Consider the following 20,340-nt stretch of genomic DNA (forward strand, 5'->3'; position numbering starts at 1 on the left):
CCAATGCCTCGCCAATGAGGTGCCCATGAAACCCATCGTCATCATCGGCGCCGGCCCCGCCGGTATCCGCGCCGCGCAAACCTTGGTCGCCCATGGCATCTACCCGATCCTGCTGGACGAAGCCGCCCGCGGTGGCGGGCAGATCTACCGACGCCAGCCCGTCAATTTCAGCCGGTCTGCGCGCAAGCTTTATGGTTTCGAGGCAACAAAGGCCAACGCCATCCACCAGACCCTCGATGCGTTGCGCGAGCAGCTCGACTACCGCCCCGACACGCTGGTCTGGAACGCTGAAGCCGGTCAGTTGGATACCTTGCATGAGGGCCGCGCCGATCGCCTGGATTACGCCAACGTGATCGTCGCAACGGGGGCCACCGACAGGATTCTGCCGGTCCCCGGCTGGACCCTGCCGGGCGTCTACAGCCTGGGCGCGGCGCAGATCGCCCTTAAATTCCAAGGCTGCGCCATTGGTGAACGGGTGGTATTCGCGGGCAGCGGGCCATTGCTTTATCTGGTGGCGTACCAATACGCCAAGGCCGGCGCGAACGTCGCCGCGGTACTCGACAGTTCGCCCTTGAGCGCGCAGACCCGCGCTCTGCCCGGCCTGCTCGCACAACCGGCCACGCTCGCCAAGGGCCTCTATTACCGCGCCTGGCTGACGACACATGGTATCCCGGTGCATCAAGGCGCCACCCTGGCGCACATCGACGGGAAACGCCGGGTACAGTCGTTGAAGTGGCGAAACAAAACGGGCGAGCACACGCTCGATTGTGATGCGGTCGCCTTCGCCCACGGCTTGCGCAGTGAAACCCAACTGGCCGATCTGCTGGGCTGCGAGTTTGCCTGGAACCCGCTCAATCGCGCCTGGCTACCGCAACGCGACAGCGCCGGTCGCAGCAGTTCGGCCGGGGTCTACCTGGCCGGTGACGGCGCTGGGATCATGGGCGCCGACGCCGCCGAAATGGCCGGCGAGCGCGCCGCCCTGGCACTGCTCGAAGACCTCGGCTACCGAGTCGACCCGCAACGTTGCGCCCAGTTGGAACAGTCTCTCGAACGCATCGGTAATTTCCGCCAAGGCCTGGAGCAGGCCTTTGCCTTCCCTGATGAGTGGGCGAGCCTCGCTCAAGACAACTTGATGATTTGCCGCTGCGAAGAAGTCAGCGTCGGCGATATCCGCCAGGTCGTGGGCGAAGGTCACTGGGAAATCAACCGGGTCAAGGCCCACTGCCGGGTCGGCATGGGCCGTTGCCAGGGGCGGATGTGCGGTGCCGCCGCCGCGGAAATCATCGCTTGCGCAAGTGGCCGCGACATCCGGGACATCGGGCGCCTGCGGGCACAGGCCCCAGTCAAGCCCGTGCCGTTTGGCCTGGAGGTCGAGCCATGATCGAGGTCGATGCAGTAATCATTGGTGGCGGCATCGTCGGCGCCTCGGCCGCACTGTTTTTGAGCAAGGCCGGACGCCGCGTGGCGCTGTTGGAACGAGACTTCTGCGGCTCGCATTCCAGCGGCGTGAACTACGGCGGCGTGCGGCGCCAGGGCCGGCCCTTGTCTCAGTTGCCGCTGTCGCAACGTGCCCATGAAATCTGGGGTCAATTGCCGCAGTTGATTGGCATCGACGGCGAGTATCAGCGCAGCGGCCATCTGAAGTTGGCACGCAGCCTCGATGACCTGCGTTCATTGCAGAACTACGCCGCCAGCAGTCAGGGCTTTGGCCTCGATTTGCAACTGCTGGATCGCGACGAATTACGCAGACGGTTTCCCTGGGTCGGCATCGTCGCGGTCGGCGCCTCGCTGTGCCCGGACGATGGTCACGCCAACCCGCGGCTGGTCTCGCCGGCATTTGCCCAGGCGGCCCGCAGGCATGGCGCACAGGTTCACGAGCAATGCCCGGTCAGCCACGTCACTCACGACGGCCAACGCTTTGCCGTGCACACCGAAACCGGCCTCGAATGTCGCGCGCCGTGGCTACTGAATTGCGCTGGCGCCTGGGCGAGCCGCTTCGCCGCGCAGTTCGGCGAAGCAGTGCCGATGTACGCCGGGCACCCAGCGATGCTGGTGACCGAGCCGCTGCCCGTGGTGATGGACGCCAGCACGGGCGTCGAAGGCGGCGGCATTTATGCGCGCCAGGTCGCCCGGGGCAATTGCGTGCTGGGAGGGGGCCAGGGCTTCGCACTGGACGACGCCCGCGCCAGGCCCGGCCAGCACGCGGTCATCGAGATCCTGCGCCAGGCCGTCGAACTCTACCCTTTTCTGGAGGGCGCCCAGGCGATCCGCACCTGGAGCGGCACCGAAGGCTACCTGCCCGATCGCCAACCGGTAATCGGCCCCAGCAGCACCCAACCCGGTCTCTTGCATGCGTTCGGCTTCGCCGGCGCGGGCTTCCAGATCGGCCCGGCGGTGGGCCAGGCGCTCACCGAAATCATCTGCAGCGGGGCTTCGTCCACGCCGCTGGATGCGTTTTCCATCACCCGGTTCCACTCCATCTCCGTTGCTTGATAGAGGAAGGTCGCGCTAATGAATAACGTCAAACGCAGTGCACTGTTCGGCTTCTGCTCGCTGGGTTCCGCTTGCCTGGGCGCCCTGCTCCCCGTCACCCAGGCGTTGGCCGAGCCGACGCTTTACCTGGGCATGAACGGCGGCACCATGGAGCGGCTTTATGCCGACAAGGTCTTGCCGGCCTTCGAGAAGGCCAACAATGTCAAGGTGGTGATCGTGCCGGGCACTTCGGCCGACATCCTGGCCAAGGTCCAGGCCAGCAAGGGCAACCCGCAGATGCACGTGATGTTCCTGGACGATGGCATCATGTACCGCGCCATCGCCATGGGGCTGTGCGACAAGCTGCAGGACAGCGCCCCCCTGGCACAGATTCCGGCCAAGGGCCGCATCAAGGACCAGGCCGTCGCCGTCAGCCTCGGCGTCACCGGACTGGCCTACAACACGCGGCTGTTCAAGGAAAAAGGCTGGAACACGCCGACGTCCTGGATGGATCTGGCGGACCCTCGATTCAAGGACAAGGTGGTGTTTCAATCGATGGCCTCCTCAACCTTCGGCCTGCACGGTTTTCTGATGTTCAACCGGATCCAGGGCGGCAGCGAAACTGACGTCGAGCCAGGCTTCAAGGCGTGGCCGAACACCGTCGGGCGCAACGTGCTGGAGTACATTCCAAGCTCGGCGAAAATCTCCGAGATGTTGCAGACGGACGAAGCGGCGCTGTTCCCGTTGACGCCGACCCAGGTCACCGCGTTAAAACTCAAGGGCATGCCGGTCGAGTATGCACAACCGAAGGAAGGCGCAGTGGTGCTGAACGTCGCCGAATGTGCCGTCGCCCAGAACAGCGAACCCGAACTCGCGCAAAAACTCGCTGCCTTCCTGCTGACGCCCGAAGCCCAGGCCATCGCCCTTGAAGAAGGCGACCAGATCCCGTCCAACCCCAACACGCCGACCACCGACAAGACGCGAGGCCAAGTGGACGCGATGAAGCAGTACCTGGAAACCGCGATCGCGGTGGATTGGGATCAGGTCAATGAACAACGTCCGGCGTGGAATGCGCGGTGGAACCGCAGCATCGAGCGCTAGAAGCACTGGCGCAACCTTTTTGTTTATCATGCGGGCCTGCGCCGGTTTCACCATTGCGCTCGGCCCCTTGATAGCAGCGACTTCCCCAATGCAGACCCTCACCCAACTCCAAACCGGCCAGCTATCGGGCATTGCCCGACTGAAGCTGTCGTGCGGCCTGACGGAGTTTCCTCAGGAAATTTACGACCTGGCGGACTCGCTCGAAATCCTCGACCTGAGCGGCAATCAACTCGAAACGCTGCCAGCGGATCTCCATCGGCTTACTCGCTTGCGGATACTGTTCTGTTCGGACAACCGCTTCACCGAACTGCCTGAATGCCTGGGCCGTTGCAGCGCATTGACCATGGTCGGCTTCAAGGCCAACCGCATCGAGCGCGTCACGGGCGCAGCCTTGCCGCCGCTGCTGCGCTGGTTGATCTTGACCGACAATTGCGTCAGCCAGCTGCCGGATGAGCTGGGCCGGCGTCCCCATCTGCAGAAATTGATGCTGGCCGGTAATCGCCTGCGGCAATTGCCGCCGAGCCTGGCCCGGTGTCATCGCCTCGAATTGCTGCGTGTTTGCGCCAATCAACTGACCGAACTGCCCTCCTGGCTGCTGGAAATGCCGAGCCTCAGTTGGCTGGCCTACGCCGGCAATCCATTGCAAGCGCAAGGCGATACCCAGGCGCTGCATGCCGCCACGCCGATCGATTGGTCGCAGTTGAGCTTGCAGCGTTCATTGGGCGAAGGGGCTTCGGGCGTGATCCACCATGCACTTTGGCAACCGCCCGGCAAGGCCAGGCGCGACGTCGCGGTCAAGCTCTACAAAGGCCAGATGACCAGCGATGGCTCGCCATTGCATGAAATGCATGCGTGCATCACCGCCGGCAAGCATCCGAACCTGATCGAGGTGCTGGGTCAGGTCAACGGCCATCCAGAGCAACAGGCCGGGCTGGTGATGGCCCTGATCGGGCCCGATTACCGCAACCTGGCCGGGCTGCCGAGCCTGGAATCCTGTACCCGCGACGTGTATGCCGATGAACTGCGCCTGAGCGCCGATGTGGCCTTGCGCATCGCCCGGGGTATTGCCGGCGTGGCGTGCCACTTGCACCGACAAGGCCTTACCCATGGAGACCTGTACGGCCACAACATCCTCTTCAATGACCAAGGCGATTGCCTGCTGGGGGATTTTGGCGCGGCGTCTTTCCACGCCACGGTCGAAAAAGACAGGCAAACACGGGCGTTGCAGCGCATCGAGGTGCGGGCCTTCGGGATTCTGTTGGGGGAATTGCTGGCGCGGATCGAACCGGCGCTCGGTAACGAGGATCTTTCACGACTGAAAGACCTCGAGGGGCGGTGCTGCCAGCCGGATGTACTGGCGCGGCCGGGGTTTGACGAGATTGAAGAATTGCTGCGAGTGGTGAAGGAGCTCGCTCCCTCACCACAGTGACTTTGGCTTAGCCCGCCAGACCGACAAACATATCCTGCACGTCGTCGTGGTTGTCGAGGCCTTCGAGGAACGCCTCGACTTCCGCCATTTGCTCATCGGTCAGGCCGCTGACCGGGTTTTTTGGCTGATAGCCCAATTTGGCGGACAACACCGTGAAGCCTTGCTCCGGCAACGCCTTTTGCACGGCGTCCAGGTCGCCAGGCTCGGTGATGAACAGCGTCGCACCGTCCTCGCCCGGTTCGAAATCCTGGGCCCCGGCCTCGATGGCGGCCATTTCCGGATCAGCGTCGGGGCTGTCCGGGGCGGCTTCGATCATGCCCACGTGGTTGAAATCCCAGGCCACCGAACCCGAGGCACCCAGTTGGCCCTTGCGGAACGCAACGCGAATCTCCGCGACGGTACGGTTGATGTTGTCGGTCACGCACTCAACGATCAGCGGCACCTGATGGGGTGCGAACCCTTCGTAGGTGACACGATGGTATTGCACGGTTTCGCCGAGCTGGCCGGAGCCCTTCTTGATCGCGCGCTCCAGGGTCTCGCGGGGCATCGAAGCTTTTTTTGCCTGCTCGACCACCAGCCGCAGGTGCGCGTTGGTGGCGACATCAGCACCGTTGCGCGCGGCAATGGTGATTTCCTTCACCAATTTGCCGAAGATCTTGCCCTTGGCGTTGGCAGCCGCTTCTTTGTGTTTAACCTTCCACTGTGCGCCCATTACTCACTCTCTTGTCTGACGCGCCGAGACACCTGGCCGGCGCTGTGGCGCAAGTTTATACGGCCTAAACCGGCTGATCGACCAAAAAATCGCTGCCTCCAATCGACATTTTCACAACGTGTTGTAGGGGGTTTCCGAAATAGCGATTCGGGCACAGCGCTGCGCGCCGGGGTTTCGTACCCTTGCACTCTTATCCTTCAGCCAGCATGGGCCGCAATGCGCAACGATTCGGAACACCCTTTCAGCCTGACGATCCTTCAAAGCGATCTGCGCCTGCAAGTGCTGCGGCTCAATGGCCGTGAGGCCCTGAACCAGCCTTACCGCTTCGATCTTGACCTGATCGGCCTGGCGCCGCCGGTCAGCCCCGACAGTCTGCTGGGGCAGGCAGCTTTCCTACGCCTTGATGGCGAGTCGGGCGTACATGGGGTTGTGCATTATGTCAGCCTGACCGCCGACACCATGCGCCGCGTGGGCTATCGCTTGACGCTGGTCCCTCATCTGCAGCAATTGGAACAAGGGCCACGACGGCGGGTTTTTCATCGGCTCAACGTTGTCCAGATCCTGCAGTGCCTGCTGGAAGGTAACGCCGTGCCTTCCGACAGCTATCGTTTCGAGCTGCCGCACGGGCAGTATCCGACTCGCCCGTTCTGCATTCAATATGAAGAAAGCGACCTGGATCTGTTGCAGCGGTTATGCGAAGAGGAAGGCATTCACTATCACTTCGAACACGCGCCCCAGGGCCACGTCGCCGTATTCGCGGAAGACCCAAAGAGCTTCCCGGCACAGCCGGTCGAACTGGTCATGCGCCAGGATGCGGACAGACACCCGACTATTAGGCGGCTATACCAGCGCCATCATTCGATCATCGCCAGACCACCCGTGGGCCACAACGACCGAGGGGCGACACTCCCGCCTGGAAGCGCGGCCTCAGAAAAAATGCGTGAAGATCCGGCACAGGCTTACCGCTACCAGGCGGGTCGCCGCAGCCTTGAACGGTTGCGCTATCGGCATCGGGAAATCCATGGCCACGCCACAGAACCAGCCCTGCGCAGCGGTCACATCGCGCAGATCTGCAATCACCCGGTGTCGTCCTTCAATGATCAATGGCTGATCACCGAGGTCCAGCACCGAGGAAGGCAATTTTCCATACTAGAAGCGAACCCGCCGGCCACGCCGCAACCGCGGCATTATCGCAACCGGTTTTGCGCCATCCCTTGGTCCACGGTGTTCCGCCCGGCGCTCAAGCATCCCAAGCCATGTATCGCCGGTTACCACGTCGCCTACGTGTTCGGCCCGCCCGGCCAGCAAGCCAGGCCTAACGAGCAGGGTAAAGTCGAGGTCAGCCTCTGGAGCCCGGAGGAAGAACCGATCACGTTGCCCCTGTCTTGGCCGATGCCCGATGACCGTCCCCCATTGATTGCCGGCAGCGAAGTGCTGGTCAGCTTCATCGAGGGCGACCCAGACCGTCCAGTATTGTGTGCAGGATTGGTGGGCCCGGCCGTGGACAGCGATGGCCCTCCGTCTGCCCCCCCGCCTGAGCCAGGCGACAAAGATGTCGGGCTGCTGTTCAACTGGCTCTTGAACCCGCCGGACATCTCACCATGATCCTTTCCTAACCCAATTGCGGCTCGTCGATGCGCACTTTCCATTCAAAGTTTTCTTTCCGATAAAAAATGCCGCAACTCCATGGAGATTGCGGCAATAGTTCACGGTATTTCCAATCGAACGTTTCATACATTAACAACTGAACAATACAAATCTTCAGTTCTTTTTGTTCCCGTCCATGTCAAACCATTCGCCATCGGGAAATAGCACACTCCCATCCGGAAATTGAGTCTGTCCATCGGCAAATACTACACGCCCATCAAGGTATACCAACGTGCCGTCGCCATATTGAATAGTTCCATCGGGACGCGTGACCGATTCACCTTCGACATCCACCACACTGCCATCGGCCAGCGAGACTGTCCCATCGTTATTCGTGGTACTCCCGGGTGATTTTGCCAGGTTTAAGAACGCCAGGGGATCGATACCCACGTTCAAGGTGGGCCACGGAATGGATGCCCACGCCGGGGTGGGTTTAGTGGACGGACCGGGTGTCGTCGCTGGTGTCGGATTGGGTTTTGGCGTTGGTTTAGGTGTTGGCTTGGGCGCTGGTTTGGGTGCCGGCTTTGGGGTGGGCTTTGGTATTGGCTTGGGTGCGGGTTTGAGCGCCGGGCCAGGCTTGGCCGCCGGTTTTGAAACAAGGCCAGGCTTGGCCGTCGGCCTCGGGCGCGGCGGTTTCGCCATCTGCCGGTTAATGACAGCGTGTTGTGCGTTGTTGCCATTGAACGTATCCATGTTCTACCCCTCGTTTTATAAATACGGCCCGGCCGATCCAGGCTCGCTTATTTATAAATCCAAAAACATTGAGGCAACGATAGAGAACTTGAAAAGACCGTACAAACGAAAAAGATCATATAAATATGACCGGGCAAGTATTTCAGAATCTCGACCGCACAACAGCAGACCTGCAAACTTCAACCAGAACTGAACAACAATGTTGGAGATCGTAGGAAAGAGCGAGCATTGATTGCTATACATGTTCTTATTGATGGCTCACTGAAACCCACGACGCCCCTGCAAGCCACCCGTATGAACGAAGATCAACCGAGTACCCGGCTCAAAGGCGCCGGCCTCGACCTGAGCCTTTAGCAACATCAACGCCTTGCCGGTGTAGAGCGGCTCCAGCTCGATGGCCTGGGTGGTTTCTATGAACGTGGAGAGATCAGCATCAACCTGGCCGAAACCACCACGGCTGCCGTCGAGCAGCTCGTAGAGCGGGTCGGCAAGCCCTGCCGCCCTCACAATGTTTTCCACGTTCTGGCTGACGCCATGGCCTTGGGGCACCGCCAGGACGCCATGCACCTTGCGCTGGCCGGCTTCAGCCAGCACCAGGCCCGCCAGCGACGTTCCGGTGCCGCAGGCCAGCCACCAGCCGTGATAGTCCGCCCAGCCCAACGCCGCCAGTTGATCACGGGCACAGGCGACCCAGCTCATGCAACCTTGCGCGCCGGGCAGGCCTGCACCCCCTTCCGGCACCGCCCAGAGTTCAGGGTATTGCGACCGCCAGGGTGTCCAGAAACCTTCGTCATGACGCCTGCGGTATCCCTCGTAACCCAACCAGTGCAGCGTCATGCCGAACGCTTTCAAGTCGAGCACCGTGGGCGTATCCAGGGGATGGCCGCGCAGCAGTCCGACCGTCGCGAACCCAAAGCGCCGGCCCGCTGCGGCCAGTGCGTGCAGGTGGTTGGAATGAGCGCCGCCCAGGCTCATCACACCTGCAGCACCGCCCCGATGGGCTGCGCGCAGGTGGTGAAGCAACTTGAACCATTTGTTCCCGCTGATCAGCGGATCGATCCGGTCCAGGCGCAGCACTGCCACCTCGACGCCGGACCGGGCGAGCCAGTCCAGATGAAGGGGTTCGAGGCGAGGTTGAGGGTGCCAGTCGAGAGCGGGAAGTAGCATGGCGGCGAGTCGGGTGGAAAACAGGCCGGCATATTAACAGCTGGTTGCAAACGTCCTGACATCAGAAAAACGGTGGGGCGAGCTTGCTCGCGATAACGGTGGGTCAGCCAACACTTCTGAAACTGACTGACCGCCATCGCGAGCAGGTTCGCTCCCACAGAGGACTTGCGCCTTACAACTGCGCCGCCAGCCGCGAGCCTTGGTTGATCGCGCGCTTGGCATCCAACTCCGCCGCCACGTCGGCGCCGCCGATAAGGTGGACGGTCTGGCCGGCCGCTTCCAAGCCCTCCTGCAACTCGCGCAGCGGATCCTGGCCGGCGCAGATAACCACGTTGTCCACCGCAAGCACTTGCGGCTCGCCCGTTTCGCCGATGCGAATGTGCAGGCCCTGATCGTCGATCTTCAGGTACTCGACGCTGTTGAGCATCTGCACCTGCTTGTTTTTCAAGCCTGTGCGATGAATCCAGCCGGTGGTCTTGCCCAGACCGTCGCCGACCTTGGACTTCTTACGCTGCAACAGGAACACCTGCCGGGCCGGCGCATGAGGTTGCGCCTTGACCCCGGCCACGCCGCCGCGCGCCTCGAGGTGGGTATCGATCCCCCACTCCTTCCAGAACGCTTCGCGGTCCTGGCTGGTGGCAACCCCCTGGTGTACGAGGAATTCCGACACGTCAAAGCCGATCCCACCTGCACCGATCACCGCGACGCTACGCCCTACCGGCTTACGCTCGAGGATCACGTCCAGGTAACTCAGCACCTTGGGATGATCCACGCCCGGGATGGCTGGCACTCGCGGTGCGATGCCGGTCGCCAGGATAATTTCATCGAAACCGCCGGCCACCAACTGCGCGACGTCCACCCGGGTATCGAGGCACAGCTCGACGTGGCTCGTCTGCAACTTGCGCTTGAAATAACGCAATGTTTCGAAAAACTCTTCCTTGCCGGGCACACGCTTGGCGATGTTGAACTGCCCGCCGATTTCACTGGCCGAATCGAACAGCGTCACCTGATGGCCGCGCTCGGCCGCCACGGTGGCGGCGGACAACCCGGCAGGACCGGCGCCCACCACGGCGATTTTTTTCACCTGGGTCACTGGCAGGTAGTTGAGCTCGGTCTCATGGCACGCTCGCGGATTCACCAGGCAACTGGTGAGCTTGCCACCGAACGTATGGTCCAGGCAGGCCTGGTTGCAGCCGATACAGGTATTGATTTCATCCGCCCGGCCAGCGGCTGCCTTATTGACGAACTCCGGGTCAGCGAGGAAAGGCCGAGCCATGGACACCATGTCGGCGTCGCCCTCGGCCAGGATCTGCTCAGCGACCTCAGGCGTATTGATGCGGTTGGTGGTGATCAACGGAATGCTCACCGAACCGCGCAGCTTGGCGGTGACTTTACTGAACGCTGCCCTTGGGACCTTGGTGGCGATGGTGGGAATACGCGCTTCATGCCAACCGATACCCGTGTTGATGATCGTCGCACCGGCCTGCTCGATGGCCTTGGCCAGTTGGACGATCTCTTCCCAGGTGCTGCCCCCTTCCACCAGGTCGAGCATCGACAGACGGAAGATGATGATGAAATTCGGGCCGACCGCCTCGCGCACCCGACGCACGATGTCCACCGGGAGGCGCATACGGTTTTCGTAACTGCCCCCCCAACGGTCGGTACGGTGATTGGTGTGGGCCGCCAGGAACTGGTTAATGAAATAGCCTTCCGAGCCCATGATTTCGACACCGTCGTACTCGGCCTTCTGGGCCAGCAACGAACAAGTCACAAAATCGCTGATCTGTTTCTCGATGCCCTCTTCGTCCAGCTCCTTGGGCTTGAACGGGTTGATCGGCGCTTGGATCGCGCTCGGTGCCACCTGCTTGGGGCTATAGGCATAGCGTCCGGCATGGAGGATCTGCATGCAGATCTTGCCACCGGCTTCATGCACCGCCCGGGTGACGATCTGGTGCTTGAGGGCTTCCTCCTCGGTGGTCAGCTTGGCCGCACCGGAGTAAACGCCACCCTCATCGTTAGGACCGATTCCCCCGGTGACCATCAGGCCCACGCCGCCACGGGCGCGCTCGGCAAAATAGGCCGCCATGCGCTCGAAGCCACCGGGCTTTTCTTCAAGACCGGTGTGCATCGACCCCATCAGGGTACGGTTGCGCAGCGTGGTAAAGCCAAGGTCCAGCGGGGCCAGCAAATGCGGGTAATGAGGGGCGGTCATTGGTTACTCCACTACGGGCGATCACGGAAAATGCGGAAGCTCTATGGCTTCCGTCAGTCATGGGTAACAGCCTAAGAGTCGGGATGGGGACGCTCAATGACCGAAACTGACAAGTTGATGATCCAAATGCACAGGACAATCGGCTCGCCTAGACTTCCCACATCCTCCTCACACCGCTGTGCGCCCTTTCGCTAATCCTTTGTTTTACCGTACCCTGCCAGGTGTCCTGGTGAAAAATCACGAACCTGTAAGCGACCATTGACTGTCCCCATGCGCAAATTTCTGTACCTGCTGTTCTCACTGGCCTTGATGGCCGCCGTTATCACTTACGCACTGTGGACAGCGGACCGTCCAGTCGGCCATTACCTTTCAGACCTGCGCATCAACCTGGCGGTCGACCAGGGCACGCCTTCTGATCGCGGCAACTTGCTCGGCATCCAGCCCGAGCTTTTCCCCACCGACTACCAGAGCCCCCAGCGCCTGCGTCGCAAGCTGGCCGCCTATCTGCAAGCGGCGCGCGACCAAGGGTTTCTCAACGACAAAACCATCGTGGTCCTGCCCGAGCACATCGGCACTTGGCTGATGGTCAGCGGCGAAAAGGACGAGGTGTATCAAGCCAGTACATTGAAGCAAGCCATGCATTGGCTCGCCGCCAGCAACCCGCTGGCTTTTATTCGCGCCCTGGCAAGCGCCAAGGGCAGCAGCCGCCTGGACGATGCCTACCTGCGGATGAAAGCGGACACCATGGCCCGGGATTACCAGACGCTGTTTGGGGGCCTGGCCAAGGAATTCGGCGTGACCCTGGTGGCCGGCTCCATCGTGCTGCCCGAACCCAGTGTCAGCGAAGGCGAGCTGAAGATCAGTGGCGGCGCGCTGTACAACACCAGCCTGGTTTTCGGCCCCGATGGTCGTCCGATCGGCCAACCCCTGCGTCAACGTCATCCGATATTCGACCAACAAGACGTGCTCGGGGCAGAAGAAACCCAGGCTACCCCGGTCATCGACACGCCGGCCGGTCGCCTCGGCGTACTAATCGGCAGTGACAGTTGGTATCCGCTCCATTATCGGCAACTCGACGAGCAGGACGTGCAATTGATTGCCGTACCCGCCTTTGTGGTTGGCCGCGATTCGTGGAATGAACCCTGGGCAGGCTACAAAGGCCTGTCCACGCCAAGCGAAGTGAGCCTCAAGCCCGGCGAGATAACCGAAGGCCAGGCATGGCGTCGCCTGACATTGACCAGCCAGTTGCCGGTCAGCCAGGCCCTGGGGGGCGTCAGCGTGTTTCTACGCGGCCAGTTCTGGGACAACGGCAGTGCCGGCCAGAGTTTCATCAGCCATGGCGGCCAGCAGTTCCCCGATGGCGAAGCCCGTGGCGCTCGCCTGTTGAACCTCTGGTTGTGAGCATGAAGCCACAGCCGATGCGCCTGGGCGACTTGTCCGTGGGTTTCGTCCATAGCCTTGCCGACGCAATTGCCAGCCACGGGAGGGATCCGCTGCCGTTGCTCGAACAATACGGCCTTGATCCTGCACGCCTGGCCGAACCCAGGGCGCGGCTGTCGATTCCGCGCTACATGCGCCTGGGCCACGCCGCGATCCAATTGACAGAGGATCCGGCACTGGGCTTGCGCATGGGTCAGCTCAGCCGCTTGAGCCAGGCCGGGCTCGCCGGCGTGACTGCCGCCCAGGCGCCCACCGTACGGGAAGCTGCCCGCTGCATGATCCGCTTCGAGCCGCTGTACGGTTCCAATTATCGCGGACAATCAAGCTTCCACGAGGACGCCCGAGGCGCCTGGCTGCGGTTCTATTCCATCAGCCCCTATAACGCCTATAACCGCTTCGTCGTGGATTCGATCATTGCCGGCTGGCTCAAGCAGTTGTCCAGTGTGAGCGAAATCGGGCTGCAAGCCGAACGCATCGACATCGAATTCGAGGAGCCGGAGTATGGGCAGGCCTATCAGATACTTGGCGACTGCCCGATGCAGTTCGGCGCCGAACAGAACCAGCTGCGCCTGGGCCTGGATAGCCTCGCACAGCGCAATCCTCAACACTGTCCCAGTACCTGGCGGCACCTGGTCCAATTATGCGAACGGGAACTGGAGCAACTGACACGCACACGAACCTTGCGTGAACGTATCATCCAGCTGCTGGGTCCGCTGCTCAATGGTGGGCGGGAGCCGGATCTAGAAGAAGTGGCGATGCGCCTGAAACTGCCTACCTGGACGTTGCGCCGCAAACTGGCGGAGGAAGGCACGCAGTTCAGGGCGATCCTCAACGAGACCCGTCGAGACCTGGCCATGACGTACATTCGCGACACGGAGCTGGCGTTCGGCGAGATCGCCTACTTGCTGGGGTTCGCCTCGGCGGAAGCCTTTCAACGTGCCTTCAAGCGCTGGAACAACCAAACGCCCGGAGACTTTCGTCGCAGCCGCAAGGGGACATGAACCCGATACCCAGCGCCCAGGCTCCGTCGTGTCTCGTCGCCTCTAACTGGCCTCTAGCTGCCAGCAGACATGCCCCTAAAGCTCAGTCGCATCCTCGGCTGGTTCCAGCGGGTCCAGCTCATAGGCCTGATATTCCAGCAGCTCTTCCTGATAATCATCCATTGCGCGTCCTTCCCAATCGTTGAACCGAAGCCTGATGGCTTGGAATCAGCATAAAGCTGCTTTGTGAATAAAACATGAAGCCACAGCCTCATGAATTAAACGTAGCACAGCGTTGGGGATTTAAAGCCAAGACATGTAGCAAGGAATGACAGCCCTTGCTACAGCTGCTCAGGAGGCCGGCAGGGGTTGGATTGGCTCGGTCGGTGCAGGCAAGGAGCTGGCCGGCGGCGGTGTGATGGTGTCCGACGAAGAAGGCGCGTAGGACTCCGGCTCGCTGGGTGCGATCGGCGCGGGCTCGACTGGCGGCGCGACCGGCTCCGATGCGGCGGGGGCCGACTCGACCGGCATGATGGGTGCCGGGGCCGGCGCTGGTTCCGCTGCAGGCGCTTGCAAGGCCCCAGGGGCGGATGCGGGAGCCGACGCGGGAGCCAAGGCTGCCGGTTCGGCCTTGGGTTCCGGAACGCCAAGCTCCGCTTTTGGCTTATCAGCATTCTCCACGGCTTTCTTGGCTTCCGGTGGCAGGAACACCTCCACCAGCGCGAAGAAGCGCTCATAGAACTTGGCCGCCGATACGGTTTCACTGGCGACCTTGACCATCGAATCATCCGAAGAACCGATCGGCATCGAGACCGATCCCAACACGCCCACGCCCAGGCTGGCGGAGTTGTTGATTTTCTTCAGGGCGTAGCGGTCCTGCAAGGCGTTGGCGAACATGGTGGCGCGATGGCCGGGACCGCCATCCTCGGCGCAGACCAGGTTGAAGCTGATCTCCATGTGGGTATCGCCAGTCTGCTGGAAACTCTTGTGGCCGCTGATCAGCTTCGGATCGCTGCTGGTGATGATGTAGCCCTGGCTGAGCAACGCCCGGCGCCCTGCTTCGCAGGTCGCCACATCAGTCACCGGATAGGTACGCGAGAACGTACCCGAATCATCAAAGTTCTCGTGCTCGTAGATGGCGGCCTTCTTGGAGGAGCAGCCGGCCGCGACAGCCAGCAGCAATGCCAGCCCAACGGTGCGCATGTGAAATGATTTGAACATTGAGCATCCTGGGTAAAACAATCCGGCGCGTATTGTGCAACAGAACGCGACCAGGCAGCTTGGGTAATCGTGTCTCAAAGGGGGTACAAGTCTACGGGGGCTTGCGGGCAGGAAAAAGACCAAGTTCGACGAATCGACGAACATCCCCGTCAACAGCAATACACAGATACAAAAAGACCCCGGCTTTTCGGCCGGGGTCCATGGCTAACGCATCAATGCACTCAGAAGCGCTTGATGTCCGCCTCGCTTTCCAACTGTTTGCGGTAAGCCGCAAAATCCTGCTGGCCGACACGGGACGCCAGGTAGCGACGGTACTCGGCCTTTTCTTCCTCGGTCGGTGCCGCACCTTCGTTGACGCCGTTCAGGCGCAAGACCGTCACGCTGCCGTCAGGCAGGGTCACGCTGGCGAACGTCGGCTTGTCCTTGGTCTGCGGCTTGGACATGCGGAACAGCGCCTGCAGCACGGCAGGATCGATGCCTTCCTGGCTGCGAGTCGCCGCTTCTACAGCTTTCCACGCCTGGCCATTGACCGGCTTGTCCAGGGCAACCTTGCCATCGCGCAGGCTGGCGATCAGCTCATCGGCCTGGGTCTTGGCACCTGCGCTGGCATGTTCCTTGGACAATTGGGCGCGTATCGGACCGGCCACGCTTTCCAGCGGCATTTGCGCAGGCTTGCGGTGTTCCTTGGCACGCAGCACCACGACCGTTTCCGGGTCCAGCTCGATGGCCGTGCTGTTGGCACCCTCTTCCAGCACTTCCGGGCTGAACGCAGCAGTGATCACGGCGCGGTTGGCCGCAATTCCTTCACCGCCTTCGCGACCAAACGGTGCCGAGGTGTGCACGGTCAGCTTGAGGTCCTGGGCAGGCTGCGCCAAGTCCGAGGCTTCGAACGAAGCGTCTTCCAATTGCTTGGTCGCCTCGACGAAACGCTGCTCGACCTGCTGAGCCTTCAGTTCGCGAGTCAGCTTGTCCTTCAGGCTCGCAAAGGTCGGCACCTCAGGGGCTTCAACACCCAGCAGCTTGATCAGATGCAGGCCAAAGTCGGTTCGCACCGGCGCCGAAACCTGGTCCTTGTTCAGGGCGTACAGCACCTTTTCGAACTCCGGATCGTAGACCCCTGGCCCAGCAAAGCCCAGATCGCCGCCATTGTTCGCCGAGCCTGGATCCTGGGAATATTCCTTCGCCAAGGCTTCAAACGACTCGCCTTTGGCCAGGCGCGCCTGGACTTCCTCGATCTTCGCCTTGGCCTGGGCTTCGGTGACCTTATCGTTGACTTCAATAAGGATGTGCGCCGCGCGACGCTGTTCGGACAAGTTGGCGATTTCTTTCTGATACGCCGCTTGCAGGTCCTCATCCTTGACGCTGACCTGGTCGAAGAAAGAGGCTTTCTTCAGCTCAACGTAGTCAATGACCACCTGGTCGGGTGTCATGAATTCCTTGGCGTGCTGATCATAGTAGGCCTTGACCTCGTCATCGGTCAGCTTCACGGTCGATGGATCTGCCTTGATGGTAAGGGTCGCGAAGTCACGGGTCTGCTTTTCCAGACGGGCAAACGCCAGCACCTGGGCATCGGTGACAAATCCGCTGCCAGCCAGGCCGGCGCGCAGCTGGCCGATCAGCATTTCCTGCGCCAGCATCTGGCGGAACTGCAGGCGACCGTAACCCAACTGGCGTATGACCTGGTCGAAACGCTCGGGGCTGAACTTGCCATCGACCTGGAACTCAGGCGTTTGCAGGATCACTTGATCCAGCGCGGCTTCGGAAAAAGCGAAATCCGCATCATGGGCGCCTTGTAGCAACAACTTGCGATCGATCAGGCCCTTGAGAGCCGAGTCGCGCAACATCTTTTCGTCCAGCAAGGAAGCATCGAAATCCTTGCCCAACTGTTGCATCAGCTGACGGCGTTGCATGTCGACCGCTTGGCTCAGCTCGTTCTGGCTGATCTCCTCGCCGTTGACCTTGGCCGCTTCATTAGTGTTCGAGGTGGCCTGAAAAATGGCTTCGAAACCGGTCAACGCCATCAATGCGACGATGATCCCGATGATGGTCTTGGCAATCCAGCCTTGTGAATTGTCCCTGATATTCTGCAGCATGCGTCCCCCAGAAACGGTTGAACTTCAAATTTAGGCAACCGTGGAGCGTGGGTAGAATCCGGATAGAAGAAAGGCGCATCCGAGGATGCGCCTTCTCGTAACTGGCGGAGCGGACCGGGCTCGAACCCGCGAGCCTCGGCGTGACAGCCCGGATGTTACCGGACGCATTACCGCTCCGCTGCCAAGCCAGGCATGACCCCGACCCGGATAAACTCAGTGAAACCTTAGTTAACGGCTTCTTTCAGCGCTTTACCAGCCTTGAAGCCAGGCTTTTTGGCAGCCGGGATCTCCAGGGTCTTGCCGGTCTGCGGGTTGCGACCGGTGCGAGCTGGACGATCAGTCACGGAGAAGGTACCGAAACCAACCAGAACAACGGAGTCGCCGGCCTTGAGAGCGCCAGTGACGGATTCGATTACAGCGTCCAGCGCACGGCCAGCAGCAGCTTTCGGGATATCAGCGGATGCAGCGATAGCATCAATCAGTTCCGACTTGTTCACTCTAAGTCCCCTTATATCTATTTGAGATGATTCTAAGTTTTTTTGGTGAAAGCAAAAACGAGTGCTGAATGGCCTGCAGACACTTAAGAGCCGCTTTATAACAAGGGCTCTAAAAAACTGTCAAGGAAGCCCCCCAGGCAAATGCGTATTAATGCGTGCTAATTCTTTCCTTAGAGTCAGACTCTCGCTTTTCTTCCTTCGCGACAATCTCCGGAGCCACATCCGGCAAGGGCTCCGGCGCGTATTGCAGCGCAATTTGCAGGACTTCGTCAATCCATTTAACCGGTTTGATCTGAAGATCCTGCTTAATGTTGTCAGGAATTTCCTTCAGATCGCGCACGTTCTCTTCGGGAATGATCACAATCTTGATCCCACCCCGGTGAGCCGCCAGCAGTTTTTCCTTCAAGCCGCCAATTGCCAGGACCTGACCGCGCAGGGTGATTTCACCCGTCATCGCAACATCGGCACGCACCGGAATGCCGGTCAGCGCGGAAACCAAGGCGGTGCACATACCCACGCCGGCACTCGGTCCGTCCTTGGGCGTTGCCCCCTCCGGCATGTGGATGTGGGTGTCGCGTTTCTCATGGAAATCCAGCGGGATACCCAGGCTCCGCGCACGGCTGCGGACAACCGTCAGCGCAGCCGTGATCGATTCCACCATCACATCGCCCAGGGAACCGGTCTTGATCAACTGGCCTTTTCCGGGCACCACGGCGGCTTCGATCGTCAGCAATTCGCCACCCACCTGCGTCCACGCAAGGCCGGTCACCTGGCCAATCTGGTCCTGCTGTTCGGCAAGGCCGTAGCGGAATTTACGCACGCCCAGGAAGTGCTCCAGCAGGTCCGAAGTGACCTTGACCGCGAAGCGTTTTTCCAGGGCGTGTTCCTTCACGGCCTTGCGGCAAACCTTGGCAATCTGCCGCTCAAGGCCCCGCACACCCGCTTCGCGAGTGTAGTAGCGGATGATGTCGCGGATTGCTTCTTCGTCGAATTCCAGCTCGCCCTTCTTCAGGCCGTTGGCCTGGATCTGCTTGGGCGAAAGGTATTTGACGGCGATGTTGATCTTCTCGTCCTCGGTGTAGCCCGGCAGACGGATCACCTCCATCCGGTCCAGCAACGCTGGCGGGATGTTCATGGAGTTGGAGGTGCAGAGGAACATCACGTCCGACAAGTCGTAGTCGACTTCAAGGTAGTGATCGTTGAAGTTGTGATTCTGCTCGGGATCGAGGACCTCCAGCAACGCAGAAGCTGGATCGCCGCGCATGTCGCTGCCCATCTTGTCGATTTCGTCCAAGAGGAACAGCGGGTTGCGCACGCCGACCTTTGTCATTTTTTGAATCAATCTTCCTGGCATCGAACCGATGTAGGTACGGCGATGACCACGGATTTCCGCCTCGTCGCGCACGCCGCCAAGGGCCATGCGTACGAACTTACGGTTAGTGGCGTGGGCAATCGACTCTGCCAGAGAGGTTTTACCCACCCCTGGAGGACCGACCAGGCACAACACCGGACCACGAATTTTCTTCACGCGCTTTTGCACAGCGAGGTATTCGAGGATGCGTTCCTTGACCTCTTCCAGACCGTAGTGGTCGGCATCGAGGATATCCTCGGCACGCGCCAGGTCCAGACGTACCTTGCTCTGGGCTTTCCATGGCACCTGGACCAGCCAATCAATGTAGGAGCGCACCACGGTGGCTTCCGCCGACATCGGCGACATCTGCTTGAGCTTGTTCAGTTCGGCCTGGGCCTTGGCAAGGGCATCCTTCGGCAGGCCGGCGGCATCGATGCGCTTCTTCAGCTCTTCGATTTCGTTGTGACCTTCGTCACCATCGCCGAGCTCTTTCTGAATGGCCTTCATCTGCTCGTTCAGGTAGTACTCGCGCTGGCTGCGCTCCATCTGTTTCTTGACGCGACCACGAATGCGCTTCTCAACCTGCAGCAGGTCGATCTCGCCATCGAGCAATGCCAATACATGCTCGACACGGGCTGAGAGATCGATGATCTCGAGGATTTCCTGCTTCTGCTCGATCTTGAGGGCCATGTGAGCCGCCATCGTGTCGACCAGGCGTCCTGGCTCGTCGATGCTGTTAAGCGACGACAGCACCTCGGCAGGCACCTTCTTGCCCAGCTGAACGTACTGTTCGAACTGCGACAGCAGGCTGCGGACAAACACTTCGGACTCACGCTCTGGTGCATCGACTTCATCGATGAGCGAGACTTCGGCACGGCAGTGACCATCCACCTCGCTGAAACGCTCGACCGCCCCTCGCTGCTCGCCTTCAACCAGCACTTTTACCGTGCCATCGGGAAGCTTGAGCAACTGCAGGACCGTTGCAATCGTACCTACGCGATAAAGTGCGTCTTCGCCGGGATCATCGTCGGCAGGATTTCTCTGAGCGATCAGAAGAATCTGCTTATCACCCGTCATCGCGGCCTCGAGGGCTTCGATGGACTTCTCGCGCCCCACGAACAGCGGGATAACCATGTGCGGATATACCACGACATCGCGCAATGGCAGGAGAGGCAATTCGATGGTTGTCTTCATGATTTCGCCTCTACGGCGGCCATAAGGCCGTAAACAGATGGAAGTAAGCTTGAAACCAAGATGGGGGCAGCCTTCAAAAAAAACAAGCGCTAACACGTCTAAAGCGCGCTAATAGCAAAGGGGCCCGAAGG

At 60.7% G+C, this 20,340-nt stretch carries 16 protein-coding genes; 8 read left to right on the forward strand and 8 right to left on the reverse strand.

The genetic code is table 11. The features are described 5' to 3' along the window. Positions 1 to 25 precede the first annotated feature (25 nt). From J3Q04_RS15910 to J3Q04_RS15925, 4 genes are all read left to right on the forward strand, one after another. Positions 26 to 1,381, forward strand: a complete 1,356-nt coding sequence (locus tag J3Q04_RS15910; RefSeq protein WP_434610669.1) for an FAD-dependent oxidoreductase — start codon at positions 26 to 28, stop codon at positions 1,379 to 1,381. Beyond that, a complete protein-coding gene (locus J3Q04_RS15915) occupies positions 1,378 to 2,493 on the forward strand; it encodes an NAD(P)/FAD-dependent oxidoreductase (protein ID WP_434610667.1) in 1,116 nt (371 codons plus the stop codon). Before J3Q04_RS15910 ends, J3Q04_RS15915 begins: the two co-directional genes overlap by 4 nt. A gap of 18 nt (positions 2,494 to 2,511) precedes the next feature. After that, positions 2,512 to 3,573 (forward strand): ABC transporter substrate-binding protein, encoded by a 1,062-nt coding sequence (locus J3Q04_RS15920; protein WP_434610664.1) that lies wholly within the window; start codon positions 2,512 to 2,514, stop codon positions 3,571 to 3,573. Between the two features lie 88 nt (positions 3,574 to 3,661). Further along, positions 3,662 to 5,002, forward strand: coding sequence for a leucine-rich repeat-containing protein kinase family protein (locus tag J3Q04_RS15925; RefSeq protein WP_434610661.1), 1,341 nt, complete (start codon positions 3,662 to 3,664; stop codon positions 5,000 to 5,002). 7 nt (positions 5,003 to 5,009) lie between these two features. On the opposite strand, the gene J3Q04_RS15930 is transcribed toward J3Q04_RS15925, so the two are convergent. After that, the gene (locus J3Q04_RS15930) at positions 5,010 to 5,714 is read right to left on the reverse strand and encodes a YebC/PmpR family DNA-binding transcriptional regulator (RefSeq protein ID WP_420764620.1); all 705 of its coding nucleotides are present in this window, start codon (positions 5,712 to 5,714) and stop codon (positions 5,010 to 5,012) included. Between the two features lie 216 nt (positions 5,715 to 5,930). Between J3Q04_RS15930 and J3Q04_RS15935 the strand changes: the two genes are divergently transcribed. Next, complete coding sequence (locus J3Q04_RS15935) at positions 5,931 to 7,319, forward strand: type VI secretion system Vgr family protein (RefSeq protein ID WP_434610659.1); 1,389 nt, start codon at positions 5,931 to 5,933, stop codon at positions 7,317 to 7,319. 156 nt (positions 7,320 to 7,475) lie between these two features. On the opposite strand, the gene J3Q04_RS15940 is transcribed toward J3Q04_RS15935, so the two are convergent. Continuing rightward, positions 7,476 to 7,757: a hypothetical protein gene (locus J3Q04_RS15940; protein WP_434610657.1), complete on the reverse strand. Its 282-nt coding sequence runs from the start codon at positions 7,755 to 7,757 to the stop codon at positions 7,476 to 7,478. A 13-nt stretch (positions 7,758 to 7,770) separates the two neighbouring features. On the opposite strand from J3Q04_RS15940, the gene J3Q04_RS15945 reads away from it, so the two are divergent. Continuing rightward, entirely contained in the window at positions 7,771 to 8,247 is a 477-nt protein-coding gene (locus J3Q04_RS15945; protein ID WP_420764623.1) for a hypothetical protein, read from the forward strand. 65 nt (positions 8,248 to 8,312) lie between these two features. Here J3Q04_RS15945 and J3Q04_RS15950 read toward each other — a convergent pair whose 3' ends face one another. Then, positions 8,313 to 9,221 carry a 1-aminocyclopropane-1-carboxylate deaminase/D-cysteine desulfhydrase gene (locus tag J3Q04_RS15950; RefSeq protein WP_420764624.1) on the reverse strand — a complete coding sequence of 303 codons (909 nt, stop codon included), beginning with the start codon at positions 9,219 to 9,221 and terminating at the stop codon, positions 8,313 to 8,315. A 172-nt stretch (positions 9,222 to 9,393) separates the two neighbouring features. Further along, positions 9,394 to 11,433: an FAD-dependent oxidoreductase gene (locus J3Q04_RS15955; protein ID WP_420764625.1), complete on the reverse strand. Its 2,040-nt coding sequence runs from the start codon at positions 11,431 to 11,433 to the stop codon at positions 9,394 to 9,396. 270 nt (positions 11,434 to 11,703) lie between these two features. Here J3Q04_RS15955 and J3Q04_RS15960 point away from each other — a divergent pair, with 270 nt between their 5' ends. Together J3Q04_RS15960 and J3Q04_RS15965 are read left to right on the forward strand one after the other, a co-directional pair. After that, positions 11,704 to 12,834, forward strand: coding sequence for a nitrilase-related carbon-nitrogen hydrolase (locus J3Q04_RS15960; RefSeq protein ID WP_420764626.1), 1,131 nt, complete (start codon positions 11,704 to 11,706; stop codon positions 12,832 to 12,834). Positions 12,835 to 12,836: 2 nt separating this feature from the next. Beyond that, positions 12,837 to 13,874 carry an AraC family transcriptional regulator gene (locus tag J3Q04_RS15965; RefSeq protein ID WP_434610652.1) on the forward strand — a complete coding sequence of 346 codons (1,038 nt, stop codon included), beginning with the start codon at positions 12,837 to 12,839 and terminating at the stop codon, positions 13,872 to 13,874. A 330-nt stretch (positions 13,875 to 14,204) separates the two neighbouring features. Here the strand turns inward: J3Q04_RS15965 and J3Q04_RS15970 are convergent, their stop codons facing one another. From J3Q04_RS15970 to lon, 4 genes are all read right to left on the reverse strand, one after another. Next, on the reverse strand, positions 14,205 to 15,074 hold the full coding sequence (locus tag J3Q04_RS15970; protein ID WP_434610650.1) for a DUF2242 domain-containing protein: 870 nt from the start codon (positions 15,072 to 15,074) through the stop codon (positions 14,205 to 14,207). A gap of 221 nt (positions 15,075 to 15,295) precedes the next feature. Further along, positions 15,296 to 17,167, reverse strand: a complete 1,872-nt coding sequence (locus J3Q04_RS15975; protein ID WP_434610648.1) for a SurA N-terminal domain-containing protein — start codon at positions 17,165 to 17,167, stop codon at positions 15,296 to 15,298. A 224-nt stretch (positions 17,168 to 17,391) separates the two neighbouring features. Beyond that, positions 17,392 to 17,664: an HU family DNA-binding protein gene (locus J3Q04_RS15980; RefSeq protein WP_003183171.1), complete on the reverse strand. Its 273-nt coding sequence runs from the start codon at positions 17,662 to 17,664 to the stop codon at positions 17,392 to 17,394. A 148-nt stretch (positions 17,665 to 17,812) separates the two neighbouring features. Continuing rightward, positions 17,813 to 20,209, reverse strand: coding sequence for an endopeptidase La (gene lon, locus J3Q04_RS15985; RefSeq protein WP_039589135.1), 2,397 nt, complete (start codon positions 20,207 to 20,209; stop codon positions 17,813 to 17,815). Positions 20,210 to 20,340 lie beyond the last annotated feature (131 nt).

This window comes from Pseudomonas sp. D4-21, from assembly GCF_051132125.1.
Lineage (GTDB): Bacteria > Pseudomonadota > Gammaproteobacteria > Pseudomonadales > Pseudomonadaceae > Aquipseudomonas.

What these genes read in the sequence shown, in the direction of transcription:
- J3Q04_RS15925 (WP_434610661.1), top strand. Translation starts at nt 3,662, where the DNA reads ATGCAGACCCTCACCCAACTCCAAACCGGCCAGCTATCGGGCATTGCC.
- J3Q04_RS15935 (WP_434610659.1), top strand. Translation starts at nt 5,931, where the DNA reads ATGCGCAACGATTCGGAACACCCTTTCAGCCTGACGATCCTTCAAAGC.
- J3Q04_RS15960 (WP_420764626.1), top strand. Translation starts at nt 11,704, where the DNA reads ATGCGCAAATTTCTGTACCTGCTGTTCTCACTGGCCTTGATGGCCGCC.
- J3Q04_RS15930 (WP_420764620.1), bottom strand. Translation starts at nt 5,714, where the DNA reads ATGGGCGCACAGTGGAAGGTTAAACACAAAGAAGCGGCTGCCAACGCC.
- J3Q04_RS15975 (WP_434610648.1), bottom strand. Translation starts at nt 17,167, where the DNA reads ATGCTGCAGAATATCAGGGACAATTCACAAGGCTGGATTGCCAAGACC.
- J3Q04_RS15955 (WP_420764625.1), bottom strand. Translation starts at nt 11,433, where the DNA reads ATGACCGCCCCTCATTACCCGCATTTGCTGGCCCCGCTGGACCTTGGC.
- J3Q04_RS15965 (WP_434610652.1), top strand. Translation starts at nt 12,837, where the DNA reads ATGAAGCCACAGCCGATGCGCCTGGGCGACTTGTCCGTGGGTTTCGTC.
- J3Q04_RS15910 (WP_434610669.1), top strand. Translation starts at nt 26, where the DNA reads ATGAAACCCATCGTCATCATCGGCGCCGGCCCCGCCGGTATCCGCGCC.
- J3Q04_RS15945 (WP_420764623.1), top strand. Translation starts at nt 7,771, where the DNA reads ATGGATGCCCACGCCGGGGTGGGTTTAGTGGACGGACCGGGTGTCGTC.
- J3Q04_RS15915 (WP_434610667.1), top strand. Translation starts at nt 1,378, where the DNA reads ATGATCGAGGTCGATGCAGTAATCATTGGTGGCGGCATCGTCGGCGCC.
- J3Q04_RS15950 (WP_420764624.1), bottom strand. Translation starts at nt 9,221, where the DNA reads ATGCTACTTCCCGCTCTCGACTGGCACCCTCAACCTCGCCTCGAACCC.
- J3Q04_RS15970 (WP_434610650.1), bottom strand. Translation starts at nt 15,074, where the DNA reads ATGTTCAAATCATTTCACATGCGCACCGTTGGGCTGGCATTGCTGCTG.
- J3Q04_RS15920 (WP_434610664.1), top strand. Translation starts at nt 2,512, where the DNA reads ATGAATAACGTCAAACGCAGTGCACTGTTCGGCTTCTGCTCGCTGGGT.
- lon (WP_039589135.1), bottom strand. Translation starts at nt 20,209, where the DNA reads ATGAAGACAACCATCGAATTGCCTCTCCTGCCATTGCGCGATGTCGTG.